The sequence below is a fragment of the Chryseobacterium pennae genome, assembly GCF_003385515.1.
GTDB classification, from domain to species: domain Bacteria; phylum Bacteroidota; class Bacteroidia; order Flavobacteriales; family Weeksellaceae; genus Chryseobacterium; species Chryseobacterium pennae.
The window spans coordinates 19208-40605 of record NZ_QNVT01000031.1 but is presented as its reverse complement, the minus strand read 5'-3'; the positions used below and the strand labels follow the sequence as shown (position 1 = coordinate 40605).

The following is a 21398-nucleotide window of genomic DNA, read 5'->3' as shown; positions in this document are numbered from 1 at the left end:
GGCTAACGCCTGATTTACTGCGGGCAAAACCCGATGTTATTTTTTCTGAAAATAATTATACAACAATTTTGAATAATCTGAGCCGGTATTTACATTCATAAAACTGGCCGAACTGTTGGCAAAATCTTCCTCCAAAGCTCTTAATTTTTGTTTCTGAGCTTCAGCAAAGGTATATCTCCATCTTGCACTTGAAGTATTCGCCCATATCTGTTTCCCTGTTTCTGCATCGTACAGCAAAGTATACCCTACATCAGGAATCTCATTATCTTTCTCATCAAATATCCGCATTCCTAAAAGGTGATGCTTCTTTGAGGCTACTCTCAGCATTTTGGAATCATATTCGTCCTGAAAGTCTGAGAACAGGAAAACCAGAGATTTTCTTTTAAAAATTCCCATCATATATTCCAGCGCCTTATCTATTTTAGATTCTACAGGAATATAATCTGCGGTAAGAATATTACTGATAATGGAAAGGATATGCTTTCTTCCTTTTTGGGGAGGAATTACTTTATACACTTTATCTGCAAAAAGAATCAATCCGACTTTATCATTATTCCCGGCTGCTGAAAATCCCAGGCTGGCTGCTATTTCTGCAACATATTCTCTTTTCAGCTGAGCTTTTGTTCCATAATCCATAGAGGCAGAAATATCTACCACAAGCATCATGGTGAGTTCCCTTTCTTCTTCCATTACCTTTACAAATGGCTCACGGAAACGCGCGGTTTTGTTCCAGTCGATTCTTCTTATCTCATCACCAAACTGATAAGGACGGACTTCTGAAAAAGTCATTCCCTGCCCTTTAAAGGCGCTGTGATATTGTCCCATCAAAGCAGCCTCCGTCTTTTTTCTGGTACGGATTTCTATCTGCTTTACTTTTTTTACAATATCTTTTATCTGCATAGAAGAATTTTATGTTTAAGGTTCAATGTTTCTTGTTTTCGACCTCTAGTTTTTAAACTCAATAGAAACATTCAACCATTCGTCGTCAAACTTTGGACTGTATTTTTTATAAAAGTTAATGGCCGGTTCATTCCAGTTCAATACCTGAAAAACCATTCCGCTATATTCATTAGATTTTCCATGTTCAAGAGTTGCATCAAACAGAAGCTTTCCGATCTGTTTTCCTCTCATTTTTTCTGTTACTACCAAATCTTCAAGATAGAGTCTTCTTCCTTTCCATGTTGAATATCGGTCATAATATAATGAGATCCCTACAATTCCGCCATTCAATTCTGCAACGAAAGCTCCCCAAACCGGAGATTTCCCAAATCCGTCTTCAGTAAACTGATCCAGGGTTACCGTTACTTCATGCAACGCTTTTTCATACTCTGCAAGCTCCTTAATCAAATCCAACATGGAAGCACAGTCTTCCTGAACTGCCTTTCTAATAATAACATCACTCATTATGGTGCCTGTATTTTTGCTAAAATCCTGTTAATGATTTCTTCAGTTGTTATCTCTTCTGCCTCTGCCTCAAAAGTTAAGCCCATTCTATGTCTCAATACATCTTTAGCCAATGCTTTTACATCTTCAGGGATTACAAATGCTCTCCCTTTTAAGAATGCGTATGCTCTTGAAGCAATCGCAAGGTTGATAGATGCTCTTGGAGAAGCTCCGAAACTGATATAGTTTTTAAGCTCAGAAAGTCCGTAATTTTCAGGATAACGTGTTGCAAAAACCATATCCAGAATATATTTTTCTATTTTTTCGTCCAAATAGATCTGATTGATAATCTCTTTTGCCTCAACAATATCCTGAAGTGAAATCACTGGTTTTACAGTGGGCTGATGGGATGTGGAAACCATTCTCATCACCAGTCTTTCGTCTTCAAAAGAAGGATAATCTATAGTACATTTCAGCATGAAACGGTCACTCTGTGCTTCCGGCAACAGATAAGTCCCCTCCTGATCGATCGGGTTCTGGGTAGCCAGTACTAAAAATGGCTTTGGAAGCTTCATGGTTTCATCACCAATGGTCACCTGCTTTTCCTGCATAACCTCTAAGAGTGCCGACTGTACCTTTGCCGGAGCACGGTTGATCTCATCCGCAAGAACAAAATTCGCAAATACCGGACCTTTTTTTATAGAAAAATCATTGTCTTTGATATTGTAAATCATGGTTCCTACCACGTCTGCCGGGAGCAAATCCGGGGTAAACTGAATTCTTGAGAACTCACCATGAACAGCATCTGCCAGAGTTTTGATGGCTAATGTTTTTGCCAATCCGGGAACACCTTCAAGAAGAACGTGCCCGTTTCCTAAAAGCCCTACCAATAAGCGGTCTACCATGTATTCCTGCCCAATAATCACCTTGTTGATTTCCTGTCTCAGAAGAGAAAATAAGTAGTTTTTTTCTTTTACTTTTTCCGTCAACTGACGGATATCCTCGGCTTGATATGTATCTGACATAGCTTGATTTAAATAAGTGGTAAATTTCTGATAAATACTTGCATTAATCAACATAATGAATGCCATATTTGAGTTAAAGTTTGTTAAATATTCCGGGTTTAACAACCTTTTAGAATTCAAAATAAATTCTGCTGCAATGATCTTACGGTCATATTTCAATCTTTCCCATTATAATTCAATTCATTATAAAAAATGTTGTGACAATAATTGCCACAACACCTTTTTATCAATTTATATTTTCCTTAATACGAAAACCTATACAAAGAAAATTACAGTTTTGTAATATTTATTGTAAATGCGCCCTCTGGCATATCTACCGAATCTTCGTAAGACCCTACATTTATATAATATTCTGTTCCTGCAGTTGTTGTAATTGTCATTGTTTCAGCAGAACCGCCACCACCGTTATCCATTGTTCCTACACAAACCAAACTATTACAAGTTCCGCTGTACACTCCTATTTTAGGATCAAAAGTAGCTACTGAAGGAGTAGCCTTGACCGTATACTGACTGCCATCTCCTGTAAATCTAAACCATAAACCATCGTTCATTCCATCATTAGCACAGGCCAATATAAATCCGCCGTTATTAGTGGAAGACATCCCATCAGCCTGTGTATAAGCATAAGGAAATGCAGTAGCCTGCAAAGCTCCGGAACATGCATCATTTACAGGCACAGGAGGAATTGTTTTGAAAGTATAGTCTGTACAGCCGGCAGACTCCCCGTTTGCCGAAACAGCTGTAACTTTTAAATAATAATTAGTATCATTGTTAAGAACAATAGATGGAGAAAGAGTATAACCCACTCCGTTTACAGTTTGATGGTTGATAACATCCGTTCCTCCAAGGGTTGTACCTAAAGACACTCTATAAGAAGCTGCATCCATTACCGATTGCCAGGTAATACCAGGTGACAAAGAAACGAATTGAGCATTATTAGCTGGCGAAATCACAAAGGGACAGCCTGGAGCAGAATTCACCGTCAGACCTGAAATAGTTATTGCAGATTTATAATCTACTCTTATCCCTCCTGGCGGAGATACCGGATCTACAACAGCACGGTCACCCTTGTAAACAAGAGTGGAATTCTGCAGGTAGGAATAAACACGAAAAGCTTCATTAAAATTATTAATGTCAATACTTGGCGAATTTTCTTTAGCAGCCACTACCAGATTATCAATATTATTATAAGCGAATGGTGTTGTAAAAACTACTTCAACCTTATTCCCATTTTTAGTTACTGTACCCGCAAAAACCTGTGTAAGCTGAGCCGCGGGAACCCAGTCTGTATTGGATACAAAAGATATTTTTGGGGTATGCCCCAGATAAACGGTCCAATTGGATGAGTCATTAATGGTTGCAGAAGGATCAAGATAAAAAGTAAGACCCGTAATATTTCCTGCTGCATTAGCATTAACTTCCTGCTTAGGATAAATCTGCTGAACATAGGAATAAGAAAAAAAACTACTCACTGGTGCAGTTCCCAAACTTGTACTTCCGATATTGATATTGATCTGAGCATTCACAGCAAACACTGCAAACAACAAGGATAAAAGTAAAATTCTTTTCATTATTAATAATATTACCATTGAATACAATGCTAATTTAATAATAAAATATTGATTCTTGTAATAAAAAAAAATATTCAATCACATCTATTTATTAAGATGGATGCTTTTAGTACTAATCCTAGTATTTAATTAAAATATTTAAACATTCAACAACAAAAACACCATTAACACAAAAACAAAACTAAACAATCATTATTTTTAATACATATTTTAATATATTTACATTAAATACCAACGATATGTATAAAAGATTATTTTTTGCAAGTCTATTCCTTACAGGTCTCTTCAAATCACAGACAACAACCGTGACGAATCTGATTTCAGATGCCGTATATTACGACGGCTATGCTGCTCCTGTAGCCAATCCGGTTCCTACCGGTCTGATCAGACTGGGAAATACCAGATATGCAAGAAAGCTTACAGATACTGAACTGGATTCCTTTAAGGCAAAAATTGCCATGAGAGTAACTATAGGAGCCCTATGTGACGATTATGACCGTCTTGGTGAGGTTTTTCTGGCTATGGTTCCCAAAAATCAGCCTACTTATACACTCAATGATACCAATATCAAAAGAATTGAAGTTGCAAGGTATATTACCCCATTTATGAACAAAAACCGTTTCCCTGATGAAGTTCCTTATACTTATGACATTAGCAATCTTTACAATATATTTCATGATGCTACATTACGTAACACCTATGATTTGTATATGGAATTAGACGTTTTTGGTGTATCCGGCAGTGCAAAAATAAAAATAGCAGGATGTGCAAATAGGGATGATGTTTTTTCCGGAACCCTCTCCTTTTTTTCAACCGATGTTGGAGCAACTCCTACCGATTACAATACGCTAGTTCCCATATTAAATTACAATAAACTTAATAATTACAACAGCACAGATGTTACAGGGGAAACAGTAAGAATTGTCAACTTTAATCTACCAGAAACAGTTAACAATGCTCGTTTTTTCGTAATTTCCACTCCTCATGGGGCTAATACAGGTGGTGAAGAATATGTGAGGAGACAAAACTACACTTATTTAGATGATGTACAGGTATTAACCTATACTCCTGGAGGAATTTCCTGTGAACCTTTCAGAGTATATAACACTATGGGCAATGGAATCTATCAAAGTGCTCCTGCAACATTTGCACAGTGGACTTCATGGAACAACTGGTGCCCGGGAAATTCAGTACCTATCAGAGGGTTTACTTTACCCTCTATGACAGCCGGAAATCATACTTTAAAACATACCATTCCTACTGCCGTTTTTAACGGACAGCAAGGAGATGTTTATTTATCAGTTTACATGCAGGGAAAAAGTAATGCTACTTTAAATGTAAAAGATGTAAAAAGCATTGATGTAAATATCTACCCAAATCCTACTACTGATTTTGTCAATATAAGATCGAAAGAAGATGTAAAATCAATAATCCTTTACAGCATTGATGGAAGAAAACTGGCTGAAACCTACAGGGAAAACAAAATTAATCTTTCCTCTTATCCCTCTGGAGTTTACTTTTTAAATATTATTCTGAAAGATGGAACCACATTTAAACATAAAATCATAAAAAAATAGTCATCATCAGTTAAAAGGTAAAAACTTATAAAAAACAGTTAACAAACAATAAAAAACCCTCCTTTGATCAAAAATCATCGGAGGGTTTCAGCTTCTTAAAAATTGATAAATATCTAAAAAGGAGTCGTTAAATTTTCTAAAACAGATTGTAATCCTGTCAGATTTCTACCTAAAAAGAAAATAATAAATAATCTATTTTTCCGGCATTGTGCAACTTTTACTTTAATCCTTTAGCCAAAAAATTGTCATTTCCAGTTTATTAAACTATTTTTGGTGATTAAAATTTTCTGCAAAATGAATTATCATTTTCAAGCACACAGACAGGTGAGAAGAAACCTTTTAGATATCCTACAGAACACTTCCCATGAGGATCTTCTGCTGATTCCGGATGGCTTCAACAACAATATTTACTGGAATATTGCCCATACGGTTGCCACTCAGCAGCTTCTGCATTATTATCTGAGCGGAAACCCTTTCCGTATTGATAAATATTGGATTGAAACTTACAAAAAAGGAACTTTACCGAACCTTAATGTTCAAAAATCAGAGGTGGAAGACCTTGAGTTTTTACTAACGGAAACCTCAAAGATATTAATGAAGGATTATGATAGTGATTTCTTTTCAGACTATACTCCCTACACTACCAGTTTCGGGATGGATCTGAAGAGTATTCAGGATGCCATTATTTTTAACAATATGCATGAAAGCCTGCATTATGGATATGCAATGGCGCAGAAAAGAGCAATTTTAGGAGAAAAGTACTAAAAGGAAGCTGGAAGTTCGTAATCATAATAAATCATGAACCACCTGCTCTAGATTCCGATAACCTTAAACATAAAATTTTAAACAAATCAATGAAAGACGATTTTATTTTCGGGCTGCGTCCCGTGATTGAAGCAATTGAAGCGGGAAAAACGATTGACAAGATCTTTGTGCAAAATGCACTTCAGGGTCCTATTTATGCTGAACTGAAAGCAATTTTAGCAAAAAATAAAATCCGTCCCAATTATGTTCCGGTTGAAAAACTGAACCGTTTTACAAGAAAAAACCACCAAGGTGTGGTTGCTTTTATTTCGGATGTTCCGTTTCATAAAGTGGAAGATATTGTGCCACAATTATTTGAAGAAGGGAAAACTCCATTCTTATTAATTCTGGACAGACTTACAGATGTAAGAAACTTTGGAGCCATCTGCAGAACGGCAGAATGTGCGGGTGTAGATGCTGTTATTATTCCTGAAAAAGGTGCTGCTCCTATTAATTCTGACGCTATTAAAACGTCAGCCGGAGCGCTTTATAATATTAAAATCTGCAAGGAAAATAATCTTGCTCACGTTGTAGATTTCCTTCAACAGAGCGGAATTACTGTATTTTCAGCATCTGAGAAAGCTCAGAAACTGATCTATGATGTAAATTTCACAGAACCATGCGCTATCGTTATGGGAAATGAGGAAACAGGAATTTCTAAAGAAGTACTGCATCATTCTGATGAAAAAATAAAACTTCCTATTGAAGGAAAAACTCAGTCTTTGAATGTTTCCGTAGCATGTGGCGCAATCCTGTATGAAGCGGTGAGACAGAAAAGTCTGAAATAAATTAATTCGATAACACAACACTTAAAAAAATCAGAAAATGAAAAATATAGCAGCAATAGCGCTATTATCATCTATAGCTCTTGTATCTTGTAAAAAAGAAACGGCAAAAATCACAAAAGTAGATCCTAAGACCGGAAAAACGGTTACCGTGGAAGTTCCTGCGGATTCTGCAGCAAAAGTTGCAGAAAACCCGGCAATCAGAGACTCTGCAGGGATTGTTTCTCAGTCTTTCAAACTTGAAAAAGGAAAGACTTATCCCCTTACTACCTACCAGAGAGATGTAAAAACGATGACTGATCCTCAGGGAAAATCTATGACAGCTACTGTAGAATCTACTGACGAAATGAACTTTATTGTAAATGATATTAAGGGAAATGTATATGAAATGACTCTTAATCTTGTTTCTAAAAGAAGCTCTCAGGCTGCACAGGGTAAAACGGTTGTAGTAGATACTAAGCTGCCTCTTCCTAAAGAAGATGATCTTAAAATGATCTGGAATATCAACAAAGCTCTTACCAACAATAAGCTTGATATGAAGATGGATACCAAAGGAAATGTGATTTCCATTACAGGTTTTGATGCAGTATATACCAAAGTTACCAATGCGGTAGGACCGCTTATCAAGGATGCTAATGAAAGAGCAAGTGTTGTAGCAAGTCTTAAACAGTCCTTCAATGAGAAAGTATTGAAAGATCAGTTCAATAAAAACCTTTCAATTATTCCGAAAAAAGGAGTAAAAGTAGGTGAAAAATGGTCAACTTCTGAAAATGCAGATCCGAACGGAAGCATTAAAGTAACTTCAAATTATGTTTTAAAGAGCTTAGGAAACGGAATTGCTGAAATCAGTGTAACCGGAGGTATTCCCAAGAAAACTGAAAAGAAGGCTCAGGGACCAATCACTCACAGCATGAGCAGTGAACTTGCTCAAAACGGGACCATTAAGTTTGACGAAAATACAGGATGGATTATCAACCAGAACATTAATGTAAAAACTACACAGATTGAAACTATTTCAGACGGAAAACAATCACAGTCTATGAAAAGTGTTTCCAATTCTTCTGTGATGGTAAACCCTTCTGCAAAATAAGAAACAAAAAACTATATAAAAACTAATAACCAATCATGAAAAATCTTTTTTACGCCGTTCTATTTTTATTTCCTGCTTTCATGTATAGTCAGATTAATTTTGAACAGGGATATATAATTAATGAAAACGGCGGAAAAACGAATGTTTTAATAAAAAACAAGGACTGGAACAATAATCCGGAGGTCATTGAATATAAAATAAACGGAAATGAAAAAATAAATCAGATAGCGGCCATGAATTTAAAAGAATTCTCTGTTGGAAATATCAAATATCTGAAAGCAAAAGTAATGATAGACCGTTCTTCTTCAAACTTAGATCATTTATCTATAACAAAAGATCTTAAAAATAATGAAGAGATCCTTTTATTAAAGTCTTTGGTAGAAGGTAAAATTAATCTGTACAGATATAATAGTGGAAATATTACTCGCTTTTTCTACAAAAAAAAAAATGAAGATACTTTTCACCAGTTAGAATACAAAGAATATTTAAATTCAAATAGAATAGAAAAGAACGAAACATATAAAAATCAACTGAAGAATGAATTTTCTGATAACAGTAAAATAACAGATACTGATATTGAAAGATTAGGATATACAGAAAATAAGCTTAAGAAAATCTTCATTCTTTATAATGGTTTGGATCCTGTAACTGCAGAGGGTAACGGTAAAAATAATTTCCATATTTATCTAAAACCTGGAGTTGGATTTTCAAATTATACAATACATGCCCCTCAAGGCACCACTGATATAGGAGAATATAAAAAGAATGGTATTGCCTATCGTTTTGGGGTGGAACTTGAATATATTTTGAACTTTAACAAAGGGAAATGGGCCATTATTTCAGAACCAGCTTTCCAAACTGTGAATCTTAAGGTGAATGATTACAACAGAAGAAATTTTGAAATAAAGTATTCAGCATTACAGCTGCCATTTGGATTTAAACATAATATGTTTTTGAATCAAAAATCAAAAATATATGTATCAGGACTATTGTGTTTTGAACTGATATTAAACAATGATGTATACACTGTAGATAATATTTCTACATCGGCAAATGGAAGAGTTTATCCTACATTTGCTGCAGGCTATAATTATGACCGATTCGGAGCTGAGTTGAAATGGGGATCTGTTCCTTATTTCTCTTCCCTGTATTATGGACAGCCTGAAAAACTAAATATGAATGGATTTAGCGTATCCTTATCATATAAGCTATTTTAAAAAGTAAAATTATGAAGTACATTCTTGAGTTAGTACTCACCGCTATTATTATATTCTTCGTCTGGAATATTCTGAAAAGAATCTTCTTTAAGACATTTTACAGCTACAGGTTCAATAACCAACAGCAAAATAACAATCAGCAGGACCTACATAACTCGAATAAGAATAACAAAAAAAACCTTAAGTGGGATGCAGAAACCGTAGACTATGAAGAGGTAAAAGAGAGTAATGACAAAAGGTAAAAAATCCAAGAAATAAAAGATCATAACCAGCATGGCAAAAAACAAAAACTTAATTTATATTGCAGTTTCATTAGTAGTATTTATAGTTTTAGCATTTTTATATTCCACTCCTGTATTTTCAGGAAAACAACTTTTCCAGCATGATATTGTACAGTACAGAGGGGGAGCAAAAGAACTTTTAGATTATAGAGCTAATACAGGAAATGAAACCTATTGGAGTGATTCCATGTTCGGGGGAATGCCGACTTACCAGATGGGTAGCCAGTTTAAAGGTGATATCATCAAGAAAATCGACAGCAATCTGAACTTTCTACCAAGACCTGTTAATTATCTCTTCCTTCTTTTTGCAGGTTTTTTCCTTTTGGGAATGGTCGTAGTCAGAAACTGGAAATATGCCTTACTAGGCGCAACCTTTTTCGGGCTTTCCACTTATTTCTATATCATTATTGCGGCGGGACACAATGGAAAGGTCAATACCATTGAATATTTCGCACCGCTTTTAGCCGGAATTTTATTAGTTTACATCAGAAAACAATACATCTGGGGATTTATTGTTACTACCCTGTTTATGGGGCTTCAGATAGCAGCGAACCACCCGCAGATGACCTATTATCTATTTCTGGCACTAGGATTTTTATTCCTGTCTGAGCTTATCAGGGCGATTCAGAAAAAAACTCCAATGAAACACTTCCTTATTTCTTCAGGAATCATTGCAGCATCTTGTGTGATTGGTGTTGGCATGAACTCTCAAAGGATCATGGCCAACTCTGAATATGTAAAGGAAACCGTTCGTGGAAAACAGATTTTAACCAATGACAGCCATACTTCAGGAAAATCCGGAATGGATAAAGAAAGTATGCTGATGTGGAGCTATGGGCAACTGGAAACTTTAAACCTTTTTATTCCAAGATTAATGGGTGGTGGAAGCCAGGAACCGGAAGCTAAGGAAATGATGAATAAAGTTCAGGAACTTGTTCAGGAAAATGTAGGTTCACAGGCTGAAATGGACAGAATTTCAAAAGGTTTCAGCGGAATGACTTATTGGGGTGACCAACCGGGAACTTCAGGCCCGGCCTATCAGGGAGCTATTGTATGCTTCCTTGCATTATTAGGATTTTTCTTTGCATGGAAAAAATACCGTTACTGGATCCTGGGAGCTTCTATTCTAACCATTTTATTGGCTTGGGGAAGTAACTTTATGCCATTATCTGATTTCTTTATTGATTACGTTCCGTTTTACAATAAATTCAGGGCGCCGTCTTCTATCCTTGTTGTCGTGGAATTACTATTCCCTTTGATCGCAATTTTAGGATTATACAGATTCTTTACAGATGAAAAACTGACTGAAGAGTACAAGCAAAAAATTCTGACGTATGTAAGTGGTGGAACATTAGGATTATTATTAATTCTTTTAATATTTGGCAAATCATTATTAGGATTTTCAACAGCAGGAGAGAAAACGTACTTTCCTCCTTTCCTTCTTGATTTTCTGGTAGATGAAAGGTACAAACTGTTTAGAATAGATGCTATAAAGGCATTTATTTACGTAGCCATTGCTGCCACAGTTCTATTTTTAAGTTTAAAGAAAAAACTTAGCTCTAATATTGCTTTGGTCATCATTGGTGTAGTAAGTTTATTCGACCTATGGACTGTAAATAAGCGTTATTTAAATGACGAAAATTATGTAGACAAGATTTTTGCTGAGAACCCGTTCCAAACAGAAAGTTCTGAACTTCTTGCTGAAAAAGTACAGGGAAATCCAAATCTTGAATCTATTTTATCTACCGTAAATATCAACAAGACATTAGAGACTATTGCTGATAAAGATAAAGCTCACTACCGAATTTATAACCAGACTTTAGGAGTTACAAGTGAGACTAATACTTCATATTTCAAAGCTTCTATCGGAGGTTACCACGCTGTAAAATTAAGGAGATATGATGATGTACTGAATGCATATATCAATAATATCGACAGTGTAAAAACCCCTAAAATACTCAACTTACTGAATGCAAAATATATGGTTTTCGGAGGTCCGGATCAGCCTCAGGTAGTTCCGAATCCTAAAGCAAATGGAAACGCATGGTTTGTAAGTGATCTTAAATTTGTAGATACTCCTAACGAAGAAATTAACTCTCTTGGGGAAATCGACAATAAAAAAACAGCTGTGATTGCATCTTCTGACAAAGCTTATTTCAGTAATAAACCTGTTCAGGCAGATTCTACAGCATTTATCAATTTAACTACATACCAACCTAACGAACTGGAATTCAAATCTCAGTCAAAAACGCCTCAATTGGCCGTTTTCTCTGAGGTATATTATCCTCACGGATGGAAGGTTCTTGTAGATGAAAAAGAGGTTCCTTATATCAAAGCAGATTATCTGCTTCGTGCAGTACATGTTCCTGCCGGGAATCACCACATCAGAATGGTTTTTGAGCCGGAAGTAATTGAAACAGGAAAATGGATTTCTCTATTAAGCTTCGGATTGTTTATCGCACTGGCAGCATTTGGAATTTTCTGGATGAATAAGAATAAGAAAAAAGAGACTCTTATCGAACAGAAAGCCTGATCAAAAAATTAATTAAAGCATTCAATTCCGATTGGAAATTTCTGAATGAAGAGATAGAATGAGATTTTTCACTACCCTACGCTTCGTTCAGAATGACAATTGAAGGACAGACGACCAAAAGAATGGAACGAAAGAAAATATTGATTATCACCTATTACTGGCCTCCTGCGGGAGGTCCTGGTGTTCAAAGATGGCTGAAGTTTGCCAAATATCTGCCTGATTTCGGGTGGAAACCCGTTATCTATACTCCGGAAAACCCAAGCTATCCATTGTTGGACGAAACCCTGATGAAGGATGTTCCAAAAGATATTGAAATCGTCAGAACAAAGATCTGGGAACCTTATCAGCTGGCTGAAAAGCTTAATAAAAGCAACAAAAAATTTAAAGCAGGCCAATTTGATGTAGGAAAAAACCAGAGCTGGAAATCTAGACTTTCTATATGGGTAAGGGGAAATTTTTTTATTCCTGATGCCAGAGTTTTCTGGGTAAAGCCTTCTATTCAATTTCTGGAAAGATACCTGAAAGAACACAACATCGATACGATCGTAACTTCCGGTCCACCCCACTCTCTTCACCTGATTGGATTAGGTCTAAAAAATAAACTTCCCAATATTAAATGGATTGCCGATTTCCGCGATCCATGGACAGAGATCTCGTATTATAAACACCTGAAATTAACCAAAAGTTCAGACCAAAAGCACCGCCAGCTGGAAAGTGCCGTTTTCAAAAATGCAGATATTACCCTGGCCACAAGCTATACCGATGCTGAGAATTTCAAAAAAGCCGGAGCTAATGCAGTTTGTATCACAAACGGTTTTGATGAAAGTGATTCAAACGAAGGAAATAAACAGCACAACAAATCTTTTGTATTAAGTTATATTGGAGTTCTGGAACAGCTTAGAAATCCGGAGAACCTTTGGAGATCATTGGATGAACTGATAAAGGAAAATGCAGAATTTGCAAAACATTTCAGCTTAAAATTTGTAGGAAGAATTGATGATAAAATCCTTCATATGATTGAAAACTCAAGCCTGAAAAATCACATCCTGAATTTGGGGTATCTTCCACACGGTAAAGCTGTTGAAGAAATGCAGACTTCAGAAATGCTGCTGATCACCAATTTCCCGAATGAATCTTCAAGAGGAATTATTCCCGGAAAAATATTTGAATATCTGGTAAGCGGAAAACAGATTCTTTCATTTGGACCAGATAAAGCTGATGTTGCTAAGATCCTTGAAGAGACCCATGCAGGAAAACATTTCAGTTATGATGATTCTGTGTCTGTAAAAAAATTCATTCTGGAAAAATTTGACCTTTGGAAAAACGGAAATCTTTCTGAAAACACTCAACAGATAGAACAGTTTTCAAGAAAAAATCTCACCAGGCAACTGGCTGATATTTTATAAAGAAAGGAAGCTGGAAGAACTTTAATTGAAAAAAAACATCTGTAGTTTTTAATTACAATTGAAAATAAGAATAACAAATGTTTTCCCCAATTCTATAACTTCCAGTTTCCAGCTTCCTACATCCAGCTTCTAGCTTTTAAATTGTCCATTGGTCATTAACAACAGCAATGAGATAATATTTTCCCTGAAATTCTTCAAATACAAAACGGAGTGTTTTCCAGTCCATTTCACTATTTTTTTCTGTTCCTTTGATATAGTTTTCTGTAAAATCGCTTTTAGGATAGATCTCTTCAAGATTATTCAGCGAGTTTCCTCTGCCGAGAAATGTATTGAAAGAATATTGAGAAGCTGTAAAATCACCAGAGAACACCCATTTTCTTAGATAATCATTGATCGTCGCTTTATAAGGATCCCCTGAGCCGTCTTGCGCTCCCCAGGTAAACAATGTTTTGGTAGGCTGGTATTTTTCAAAATCTTCTTTCGAAAAATGCTTATCTGATTTCGGATCTACAAAAGCATACATTGAAAAATTAATCCCCTTCTCTGGGTGGATAAATGAAGCAAATGTCTTATAATCTTTAGCTTTTAAAGCCTGTAAAACCTCATCATTAGTCTTTTTAAGCGCTCCTTCTTTCAATGCTTTTTCTTTAGCAACTGCTGCACTGTCCAGCGGTTTCACACGGGTAACCGTATCAATCTCACTTGGAACCGGTTTTCCGGCCTCCTTTTTACAAGCTACTGCCAGTGCCAGTACCATCATTGAAATAAGTAGTTTTTTCATATTTTTAATTTAGTGGTTAATAAAAAAAGTACCAAAACTAATGCCAATACGAGATATAGAGAGTTTTAGGGTTTGACACCTGATCTATAAAACTGGATCTTTATTTTTACTCTTTGTTCCTAAGCGTCAATGATCTTATCCCTTCTTATGGATACAGTTTCCCAATTACATCGTACCTTTGTAATATGGAAATTTTGGATATTCTTATTATAGGAGCAGGACCTATTGGTATCAACTGTGCTATTGAAGCCAGTAAAAACAATTTGAATCATTTAATTATAGAAAAAGGAACTATTGTCAACTCATTGTACAACTATCCTTTGTATATGCGTTTCTTTTCAACAGCTGAAAAGCTGGAAATTGACGGTGTTCCTTTTATTTCTACTGCACCCAAGCCTGGAAGACAGGATGCTCTGGAATATTATCAGGGAATTGCCCGACAAAAACAGCTGAATATCCATCTTTATGAAAAAGTACTGAAGGTATCCAAAAAATCTGATGCATTTGATATTGAAACAACGAAGGGAAGCTACAGAGCTAAAAATGTAGTGATTGCCACCGGATTTTACGATATTCCTAACCTAATGAATATTCCGGGTGAAGAACTTCCGAAGGTAAAACATTATTATACCGAACCTTATCCGTATGCAAAGCAGAAAGTGGTGGTGGTAGGATCCAGCAATTCAGCGGTGGATGCAGCTCTTGAAACCTATAGAAAAGGTGCAGAAGTAACTATGGTTATCCGTCATTCCGAGATTTCAAAAAGTGTAAAATATTGGGTAAAACCGGATATTGAAAACCGGATCGCAGAAGGAAGTATTAAAGCTTATTTTAATGCTGAAATGACAGCAGTGAAAGAAAATTCCGTAATTTTTAAGGATGAAAATAATCAGATACATGAGATTGAAAATGATTTTGTTCTGGCCATGACCGGCTACCTTCCTGATTTTGAATTTTTAAAAAATTCAGGAATTGAACTAAATGGCGATTGCCTGAATCCTTTTTATAACCTTGAAACCATGGAAACCAATATTCCCAATTTATATCTTGCAGGAGTCGTGTGCGGCGGAAAAGATACGCATCTCTGGTTTATTGAAAATTCCAGGGTTCATGGTAATATGATTGTCAGTTCAATTCTTTGTAAGTGTACTGAAAATTCATAATTTTAAAACAGATCTAATTAATAATAAAAGCAGCAGATACAAATGGAGAGGAAAGTGTAGAAACATAAAGATATGATGAATAAATACTTGTTTTTGGGAGTCCTTTCTATTCTTCTGTTGAGTTGTAAAGAAGAAAAAGGACAGGATAAATTTCCGGATATTCCGGTTTTCCCAGCTACCTCTAATTCCAACATCGTAATACAGCCTGTAGTTAATGAGATAAATAAAATCTTATATAATGATTCTTCCCTGGTTTACAAACACTATCCGGACACTATCAGTTTTTATTCTGTTCGCACTGGTGTGAGTCATAGTATTAAGAGCGGTGTTTTCGTATATGGTGACGGCTTTTTTATTGTAGAAAATAAAAACAAGGAATATGAAGCCCTTAATGATATTACATTAGAAAAACAGGACATAAAAATCATTGACGAATCTGCCAGATATAAAAGAGGAGAAGATAGTTTAAGAAGTATTCACACTCAAAAATCGGATTATGAAATCAACCAGATCAATGATTCATTGTTTATCCGGTATTTTTCTGCTGAATATAATATTCCGAAGGATAAAATTCCATATACAGATAATCTGAAAAAAGGAGATCTTTATGTACATACGGGGCAGGATCAATTTATAATATTGAATGCTCCTTATTCTTTGGATCAATTTCTAAGCCCTTTGCTACAGCCCACAGAAAAAAAAATACTTCCTAAATTTAAAAGGCATTTCACTTCTCTTGAAGATGCTCAGCCTCCTAAAAATATTTTTAAGGAATATGACTATGCCATGATGAACAAATCCTGGGTATGGGGCGGTGGCGGAAATCATTATGTTTTATCCATTCCGTATAGGGTTGAAACTGGGTATTATTATATCGATATATTCATGAATCAACAGAAGGGGAAATTCAAAATAATGTCAAGCAGCGATCCGGAATTTAAAATCATACCTCACAAAATCAACAACCAGCTTTATTTTGTAAATAACAGGCAATTGTATAAGGCTTTCACAAAATAGAAGATGAGTACAGTAAATATTCTACCTATCATCCTATTAATACTACAGCTGGCCGGAATCAGTCATGTATGGTACTCTTATTTATATAAAGACGGCCAGATTCCTCAGTCATTCATAGAATTGAATATTCTGGCTGTATTCAGTATTGGAGTCTTAACTCTTTTCCGGTTCAGATATTATAAACCTGGAAAAAAAAGAGGTTTATGGCTCTTTCCTGTTAGTATTTCATTTCTTATCATCCTTACTCTTCTTATTTCTTATACAGTAATGGGAATTGAAAAATACAGATAGTCCGTATCAAACCTCTAAACCATGAAAATTAATCCTATTACTATTTTAAATATCTTAATTACCATTTTTCTGATCATTGCCATTATGGTTATTGTCCTGATGATAAAAAATAAGATGAATATTTATTACATTTCAGCGGCGGCTATGGTAAGTTTCCTTCTGTCTTTTATTTTATACACCATAAACAAAGGGGTTACCATGTCAAGCCATACAGAAGAAATTAATAAGTATAAAGCAAAACTGGTATACCATCAGGATTTCTTTACAATTGCTACCTACACTCAGAATCAGATCATCTGCTGGAGTGAAATAGAAGCTATTTTCTTTATCAGTTCTCCACCTCTTGACGGAGAATATCATACTATGGAATATCGGATTTTTTTAAACAAAAAGCCTGAAACGGTACGCAAGCAGCCTCTTAAATGGTATGATAAGATCTTACCTGAGCCCAGACAGGAAAAATTCCCAATGGTAAAAATTGATGATTATTACAATGTTGATTTCAATACGTTTTACCCGTCTATTGAAAAGTTCTTACTTACCGAAAAAATATCATCTGCTTTCCTAAACGGTACATTTGGAAATGATGTGAAGTATACCCAAAAGCAAAATGAAATAATAGGTATTCCTTACAGTAAACCGCTAAAAACAACAGGCTTTTATAAGCTATTTGACAGGGGAACTTATGCTGACAATGGCAGTTTGAAAGATTACAGAAAGCAGGCAACAGAAATATAATTTTGTACCGCGTAGGCCAGAGTAACAGAAAAATTTGAATTTTAGCCCATGAATGATGATAAATTAAGAACAATGACATTCAATCCGGAAGGTTTTATTCTCAATATTCCCATATTGGATGAAACCCATTTCTTTTCCTGGGATTCTATAGATACGATTCTTTATGGTTCTGAAATACTATACCATGACCATTCAGAATTTATTATTTATCTGAACCGGCCGCCGATCATTAAATTAAAGGAAAACGCATGGTGGCTGAACAGACTTACCTTTTGGATGAAAAACAGAAAAAATAAAAAGATCAGAATCTCTGATGAATGGAACAGGGATTTTTCAGTCTTCATAAATCATGTACAAAAATACCTTCATCATGTTCAGAATATTGATTTTGAAGAAAATAAAAGGAAAGGAACTCTTATCAGTAGAAACGAAATAAAGAAAAGTAACAGTTCTGTAACCACTGAAAAATGGAAACCGGTAAAAACAACAGATCTTCCATGGAAAATGGTATACGACAGGCATCACAGAACCGTTGAAGATATTTACAGCAGGGATAAGGGAATTTAAAATACCTCTAAAAGATCCGTTTTTGCTCACGCACAGAAAATGAGGAACTTTTCTCATCACTGTATATATCTGCTTATTTCAAGCTATTACAATATAAATTATAAAGCAGCCCATTTTTGGGCTGCTTTATAATTTCATGCAAATATGATTTTATTCAAAAAAAAATATTATTCATAAAAAATAAACATTCTGTTTTTTAAACACAATATAATTTTCAACGAAAAACAATCACAAAACAATGACAATCAATTATTTAACATAAAATAAAATATTTCAAACCTATGAGATTAATTTATACTTTTAACAACGTTATTATCAATTTAATAACCTAAAAAAGTAAAAACATGAAAAAAAAAATCTACCTATTTCTGGCCATTGCTGCCATAGGAGGCCAAAGTCTGTATGCACAGAGCTTCTGGAAAAAAACAAAAGTCAATGAGAGAAATGTAATTGACTCTAAAAGGAACATTGGAACTGATTACTCCAATGCCTACATTCTGGATATCAATCAATTGAAATCAACATTACAGGCGGCTCCAGTATCAAAAACAGGGGCAGCAACCCAATCTACTGTAACCATAGACATTCCCGGATTAGATGGAAAGTTTGAAAAATACAGTGTCTATGAAACTTCAAACATGGCTCCGGAATTGGCAGCAAAATTCCCGGATATCAAATCTTACAGAGGAGTATCTGTAAATGACCCCAGTAAAACCATCAGTTTTGCGCTCTCTCAAAACGGTCTAAAATTGATAATGTTTGCCCAAGATAGAAAACCTGTGGTTATAGAACCAGCAACAAAAGAAGTATCTGTTTATCTGGTAAGCCCAGCTGTTCCCAATATATTATCGGACACCAGTAATTTTGAATGTTCTGTTGACGGAAAAAATATTGAGACCATTATAACAGCTCAAAGAAACACCAATGATCGGAAGTTCAGGACTTTCCGTTTAGCAGTATCTGCCGACGGAGAGTTTAGTACCTTCCATGGAGGAACTACTGCCAGTGCATTAGCCGCGATTAATGATATAATGACTGTTATTAATCCTGTTTACGAAAGGGATCTCTCTATCCATATGAACCTGATTGCCAATAATGATCAGATTATCTTCTTAGATAAGACTACGGATCCTTATAGTACGTTCAACTCCGCAAACCCACAAGCTTCTGGCAATAAGATGGGAGGTGAAGTTCAAATGACAATGATTCAACGTATTGGTGAAGCTAATTATGATTTAGGTATACTATTATCCGGCCAAAAAACAGGAGGAGGAAATGCCGGCCTGATCTCATCTGTATGTAAGGACAGTCAGGGTGACCTTTTTCCGCTATTCCCAGGAATACTCATAGATAAAAAGAAAGGAGCTGCCTATATGGGATCTATGGGAGCTGGTCCTGCAGGTTTTGAATTTACTATAGCTACTGCTCACGAAATGGGACATCAGTTTGGAGCTAACCACACTTTTTCAAGAGATGAAGGAACAGGGGCTGGCTCTTATCTCGAACCTGGAAGTGGTGTTACTATTATGGGCTATCCTGGTATAACCGGAACTCATGATGTAGCTGATAAATTCAACGACCAGTTCCTTCATCACAGCCTCAAACAGATCAACAATTATATTACAACCACAAGCTGTGCAACAACAGTAGATATGGCAAATCATCCACCTACGGTGAATGCAGGTTCTGATTACAGCATTCCTAAAGGCACTGCATTCAAACTTACAGCTGCAGGAAGTGATCCTGACAATGACCCCTTTACCTATTCCTGGGAAGAATCAGATCTTTCGACTTCCGCCGGTTATTCTTTTCCGGATCGTAACTCCACAACAACTCCTAATTTCAGAGTATATTCTCCAACTCCCAGCCCTACCCGGTATTTCCCCCCACTTGCGGAAGTTCTTAATGGAAGTTTATACAGCACCTGGAACATGATTTCTGATGTTGCAAGAAATATGAAGTTTGTAAGCCTGGTAAGAGACAATGCCTCAGAAGGTGGACAAACAGCAAGTGATGAAGCCATCGTAAGTGTAGATGGCAACAGCGGACCATTCAAGATTACATCAGTTTCGTTAAACCAAAATTATCCGTCAGGCTCTTCTCATCTTCTTAAATGGGATGTAGCAGGAACTAATGCAGCTCCTATTAATACACAATCTGTAAATATCTTAATATCAACAGATGGAGGAAGTACATTTAATCAACTTGTTTCGAATACACCTAATGATGGAGAAGAAACAATTACAATTCCTTCTACTCCTTCACAGCAGGCATACATCATCGTAGAGTCGGTAGGCAATGTCTATTATGCAGCAAGTCCTGCATTTGCTATAGACTATAATGTTACCCTTAACTGTACTCAATACCCTGCGGCTAGCGGACCGTTTGCATTTTCACCAGGCCAAGGTAATCATGCTACTATGAATATTAATGTTCCTGTGACCGCTACTATTGAGGATATTAATATTGTTATAGATCTAAATTATACAGATATAGGGGAAACGGGTCTATTACTAACAGATCCATATGAACCTAACAAACAAAATATTTTCTGGTTAGGAAACTGTTCAGGAAGTAATACTTTAAAAGCTACATTTGATCAGGAAGGTGCATCTCCAATAGTAAGCTGTAATAATCTGAATTCCAATCCTACTGCAAAAATAGAACCTATAAGATTGGATCTAAGCAAGTATTACGGACAAAATCCTAATGGAACCTGGAAAATTCTTGCAGCACACACCTCATCACTGTTGAATAATGTTCAGCCTAATAACAGTTCTGGAACCGTAAATACTGCAGCTATAGAACTTTGCACCAGACAAACCGTTTCTTCTACTTTAGGTGCAAAAGAGACTGCCTTAGAAAAAGATGAATTCCAGATCTATCCTAATCCTTCTAATGGAAAGTTCAATGTCCTGATGAAAAAGAATGCTTCTACAGAGGTACATATCTTTGATATTGCCGGAAGATTGGTACACAGCCAAACCGGTATTACGAATGATACCCGAATAGATCTGACCAGCTTTGCTAAAGGAAACTACATTATAGTCTTCAATGTAGATGGTAAAAAAGTAGCTAAAAAAGTCATTATCAAATAAATTTCAGATTTTTATTTCCAAGAAAAACCCAGCCGAATTGATTTCGGCTGGGTTTTGTATATTGTACAAGA

Annotated in this window: 19 protein-coding genes; 14 read left to right on the top strand and 5 right to left on the bottom strand. The window is 35.8% G+C overall.

Annotation, left to right across the window (positions count from 1 at the left end):
* Positions 1 to 36: 36 nt before the first annotated feature.
* From DRF65_RS23585 to DRF65_RS23570, 4 genes are all read right to left on the bottom strand, one after another.
* Entirely contained in the window at positions 37 to 900 is an 864-nt protein-coding gene (locus DRF65_RS23585; RefSeq protein ID WP_115973175.1) for a DUF58 domain-containing protein, read from the bottom strand.
* A 45-nt stretch (positions 901 to 945) separates the two neighbouring features.
* The gene (locus tag DRF65_RS23580; protein ID WP_115973174.1) at positions 946 to 1404 is read right to left on the bottom strand and encodes a GNAT family N-acetyltransferase; all 459 of its coding nucleotides are present in this window, start codon (positions 1402 to 1404) and stop codon (positions 946 to 948) included.
* Positions 1404 to 2408: an AAA family ATPase gene (locus tag DRF65_RS23575; RefSeq protein WP_115973224.1), complete on the bottom strand. Its 1005-nt coding sequence runs from the start codon at positions 2406 to 2408 to the stop codon at positions 1404 to 1406. The genes DRF65_RS23580 and DRF65_RS23575 overlap by 1 nt, the downstream gene beginning before the upstream one ends.
* A gap of 269 nt (positions 2409 to 2677) precedes the next feature.
* Positions 2678 to 3979: a hypothetical protein gene (locus DRF65_RS23570; protein WP_115973173.1), complete on the bottom strand. Its 1302-nt coding sequence runs from the start codon at positions 3977 to 3979 to the stop codon at positions 2678 to 2680.
* Positions 3980 to 4218: 239 nt separating this feature from the next.
* Between DRF65_RS23570 and DRF65_RS23565 the strand changes: the two genes are divergently transcribed.
* The 8 genes from DRF65_RS23565 (at position 4219) to DRF65_RS23530 (ending at position 13672) form a co-directional block, all read left to right on the top strand.
* Entirely contained in the window at positions 4219 to 5556 is a 1338-nt protein-coding gene (locus DRF65_RS23565; RefSeq protein WP_115973172.1) for a peptide-N-glycosidase F-related protein, read from the top strand.
* A 294-nt stretch (positions 5557 to 5850) separates the two neighbouring features.
* Positions 5851 to 6321, top strand: coding sequence for a DinB family protein (locus tag DRF65_RS23560; RefSeq protein WP_047487264.1), 471 nt, complete (start codon positions 5851 to 5853; stop codon positions 6319 to 6321).
* A gap of 89 nt (positions 6322 to 6410) precedes the next feature.
* On the top strand, positions 6411 to 7148 hold the full coding sequence (gene rlmB, locus DRF65_RS23555) for a 23S rRNA (guanosine(2251)-2'-O)-methyltransferase RlmB (RefSeq protein ID WP_115973171.1): 738 nt from the start codon (positions 6411 to 6413) through the stop codon (positions 7146 to 7148).
* A 37-nt stretch (positions 7149 to 7185) separates the two neighbouring features.
* Entirely contained in the window at positions 7186 to 8235 is a 1050-nt protein-coding gene (locus DRF65_RS23550) for a DUF6263 family protein (protein WP_115973170.1), read from the top strand.
* Between the two features lie 35 nt (positions 8236 to 8270).
* Positions 8271 to 9452, top strand: coding sequence for a hypothetical protein (locus DRF65_RS23545; protein WP_123947426.1), 1182 nt, complete (start codon positions 8271 to 8273; stop codon positions 9450 to 9452).
* An 11-nt stretch (positions 9453 to 9463) separates the two neighbouring features.
* Entirely contained in the window at positions 9464 to 9694 is a 231-nt protein-coding gene (locus DRF65_RS23540) for a hypothetical protein (RefSeq protein WP_115973168.1), read from the top strand.
* Between the two features lie 31 nt (positions 9695 to 9725).
* Positions 9726 to 12266, top strand: a complete 2541-nt coding sequence (locus tag DRF65_RS23535) for a YfhO family protein (RefSeq protein ID WP_115973167.1) — start codon at positions 9726 to 9728, stop codon at positions 12264 to 12266.
* Between the two features lie 122 nt (positions 12267 to 12388).
* On the top strand, positions 12389 to 13672 hold the full coding sequence (locus tag DRF65_RS23530) for a glycosyltransferase family protein (protein ID WP_115973223.1): 1284 nt from the start codon (positions 12389 to 12391) through the stop codon (positions 13670 to 13672).
* Positions 13673 to 13808: 136 nt separating this feature from the next.
* Here DRF65_RS23530 and DRF65_RS23525 read toward each other — a convergent pair whose 3' ends face one another.
* Positions 13809 to 14453, bottom strand: coding sequence for a hypothetical protein (locus DRF65_RS23525; RefSeq protein ID WP_115973166.1), 645 nt, complete (start codon positions 14451 to 14453; stop codon positions 13809 to 13811).
* A 185-nt stretch (positions 14454 to 14638) separates the two neighbouring features.
* On the opposite strand from DRF65_RS23525, the gene DRF65_RS23520 reads away from it, so the two are divergent.
* The 6 genes from DRF65_RS23520 to DRF65_RS23495 all read left to right on the top strand — a co-directional run bounded on the left by DRF65_RS23520 (position 14639) and on the right by DRF65_RS23495 (position 21327).
* Complete coding sequence (locus tag DRF65_RS23520; RefSeq protein ID WP_115973165.1) at positions 14639 to 15616, top strand: YpdA family putative bacillithiol disulfide reductase; 978 nt, start codon at positions 14639 to 14641, stop codon at positions 15614 to 15616.
* A 72-nt stretch (positions 15617 to 15688) separates the two neighbouring features.
* Positions 15689 to 16633 (top strand): hypothetical protein, encoded by a 945-nt coding sequence (locus DRF65_RS23515; RefSeq protein ID WP_123947425.1) that lies wholly within the window; start codon positions 15689 to 15691, stop codon positions 16631 to 16633.
* A 3-nt stretch (positions 16634 to 16636) separates the two neighbouring features.
* Complete coding sequence (locus tag DRF65_RS23510) at positions 16637 to 16924, top strand: hypothetical protein (protein WP_115973163.1); 288 nt, start codon at positions 16637 to 16639, stop codon at positions 16922 to 16924.
* A gap of 21 nt (positions 16925 to 16945) precedes the next feature.
* The gene (locus DRF65_RS23505) at positions 16946 to 17662 is read left to right on the top strand and encodes a hypothetical protein (protein ID WP_115973162.1); all 717 of its coding nucleotides are present in this window, start codon (positions 16946 to 16948) and stop codon (positions 17660 to 17662) included.
* 48 nt (positions 17663 to 17710) lie between these two features.
* Positions 17711 to 18229, top strand: coding sequence for a hypothetical protein (locus DRF65_RS23500; protein WP_115973161.1), 519 nt, complete (start codon positions 17711 to 17713; stop codon positions 18227 to 18229).
* 344 nt (positions 18230 to 18573) lie between these two features.
* The gene (locus DRF65_RS23495) at positions 18574 to 21327 is read left to right on the top strand and encodes a reprolysin-like metallopeptidase (RefSeq protein WP_115973160.1); all 2754 of its coding nucleotides are present in this window, start codon (positions 18574 to 18576) and stop codon (positions 21325 to 21327) included.
* Positions 21328 to 21398 lie beyond the last annotated feature (71 nt).

Coding starts and splice junctions, on each gene's coding strand:
- DRF65_RS23585 (WP_115973175.1), bottom strand. CDS start 900: ATGCAGATAAAAGATATTGTAAAAAAAGTAAAGCAGATAGAAATCCGT.
- DRF65_RS23580 (WP_115973174.1), bottom strand. CDS start 1,404: ATGAGTGATGTTATTATTAGAAAGGCAGTTCAGGAAGACTGTGCTTCC.
- DRF65_RS23575 (WP_115973224.1), bottom strand. CDS start 2,408: ATGTCAGATACATATCAAGCCGAGGATATCCGTCAGTTGACGGAAAAA.
- DRF65_RS23570 (WP_115973173.1), bottom strand. CDS start 3,979: ATGAAAAGAATTTTACTTTTATCCTTGTTGTTTGCAGTGTTTGCTGTG.
- DRF65_RS23565 (WP_115973172.1), top strand. CDS start 4,219: ATGTATAAAAGATTATTTTTTGCAAGTCTATTCCTTACAGGTCTCTTC.
- DRF65_RS23560 (WP_047487264.1), top strand. CDS start 5,851: ATGAATTATCATTTTCAAGCACACAGACAGGTGAGAAGAAACCTTTTA.
- rlmB (WP_115973171.1), top strand. CDS start 6,411: ATGAAAGACGATTTTATTTTCGGGCTGCGTCCCGTGATTGAAGCAATT.
- DRF65_RS23550 (WP_115973170.1), top strand. CDS start 7,186: ATGAAAAATATAGCAGCAATAGCGCTATTATCATCTATAGCTCTTGTA.
- DRF65_RS23545 (WP_123947426.1), top strand. CDS start 8,271: ATGAAAAATCTTTTTTACGCCGTTCTATTTTTATTTCCTGCTTTCATG.
- DRF65_RS23540 (WP_115973168.1), top strand. CDS start 9,464: ATGAAGTACATTCTTGAGTTAGTACTCACCGCTATTATTATATTCTTC.
- DRF65_RS23535 (WP_115973167.1), top strand. CDS start 9,726: ATGGCAAAAAACAAAAACTTAATTTATATTGCAGTTTCATTAGTAGTA.
- DRF65_RS23530 (WP_115973223.1), top strand. CDS start 12,389: ATGGAACGAAAGAAAATATTGATTATCACCTATTACTGGCCTCCTGCG.
- DRF65_RS23525 (WP_115973166.1), bottom strand. CDS start 14,453: ATGAAAAAACTACTTATTTCAATGATGGTACTGGCACTGGCAGTAGCT.
- DRF65_RS23520 (WP_115973165.1), top strand. CDS start 14,639: ATGGAAATTTTGGATATTCTTATTATAGGAGCAGGACCTATTGGTATC.
- DRF65_RS23515 (WP_123947425.1), top strand. CDS start 15,689: ATGATGAATAAATACTTGTTTTTGGGAGTCCTTTCTATTCTTCTGTTG.
- DRF65_RS23510 (WP_115973163.1), top strand. CDS start 16,637: ATGAGTACAGTAAATATTCTACCTATCATCCTATTAATACTACAGCTG.
- DRF65_RS23505 (WP_115973162.1), top strand. CDS start 16,946: ATGAAAATTAATCCTATTACTATTTTAAATATCTTAATTACCATTTTT.
- DRF65_RS23500 (WP_115973161.1), top strand. CDS start 17,711: ATGAATGATGATAAATTAAGAACAATGACATTCAATCCGGAAGGTTTT.
- DRF65_RS23495 (WP_115973160.1), top strand. CDS start 18,574: ATGAAAAAAAAAATCTACCTATTTCTGGCCATTGCTGCCATAGGAGGC.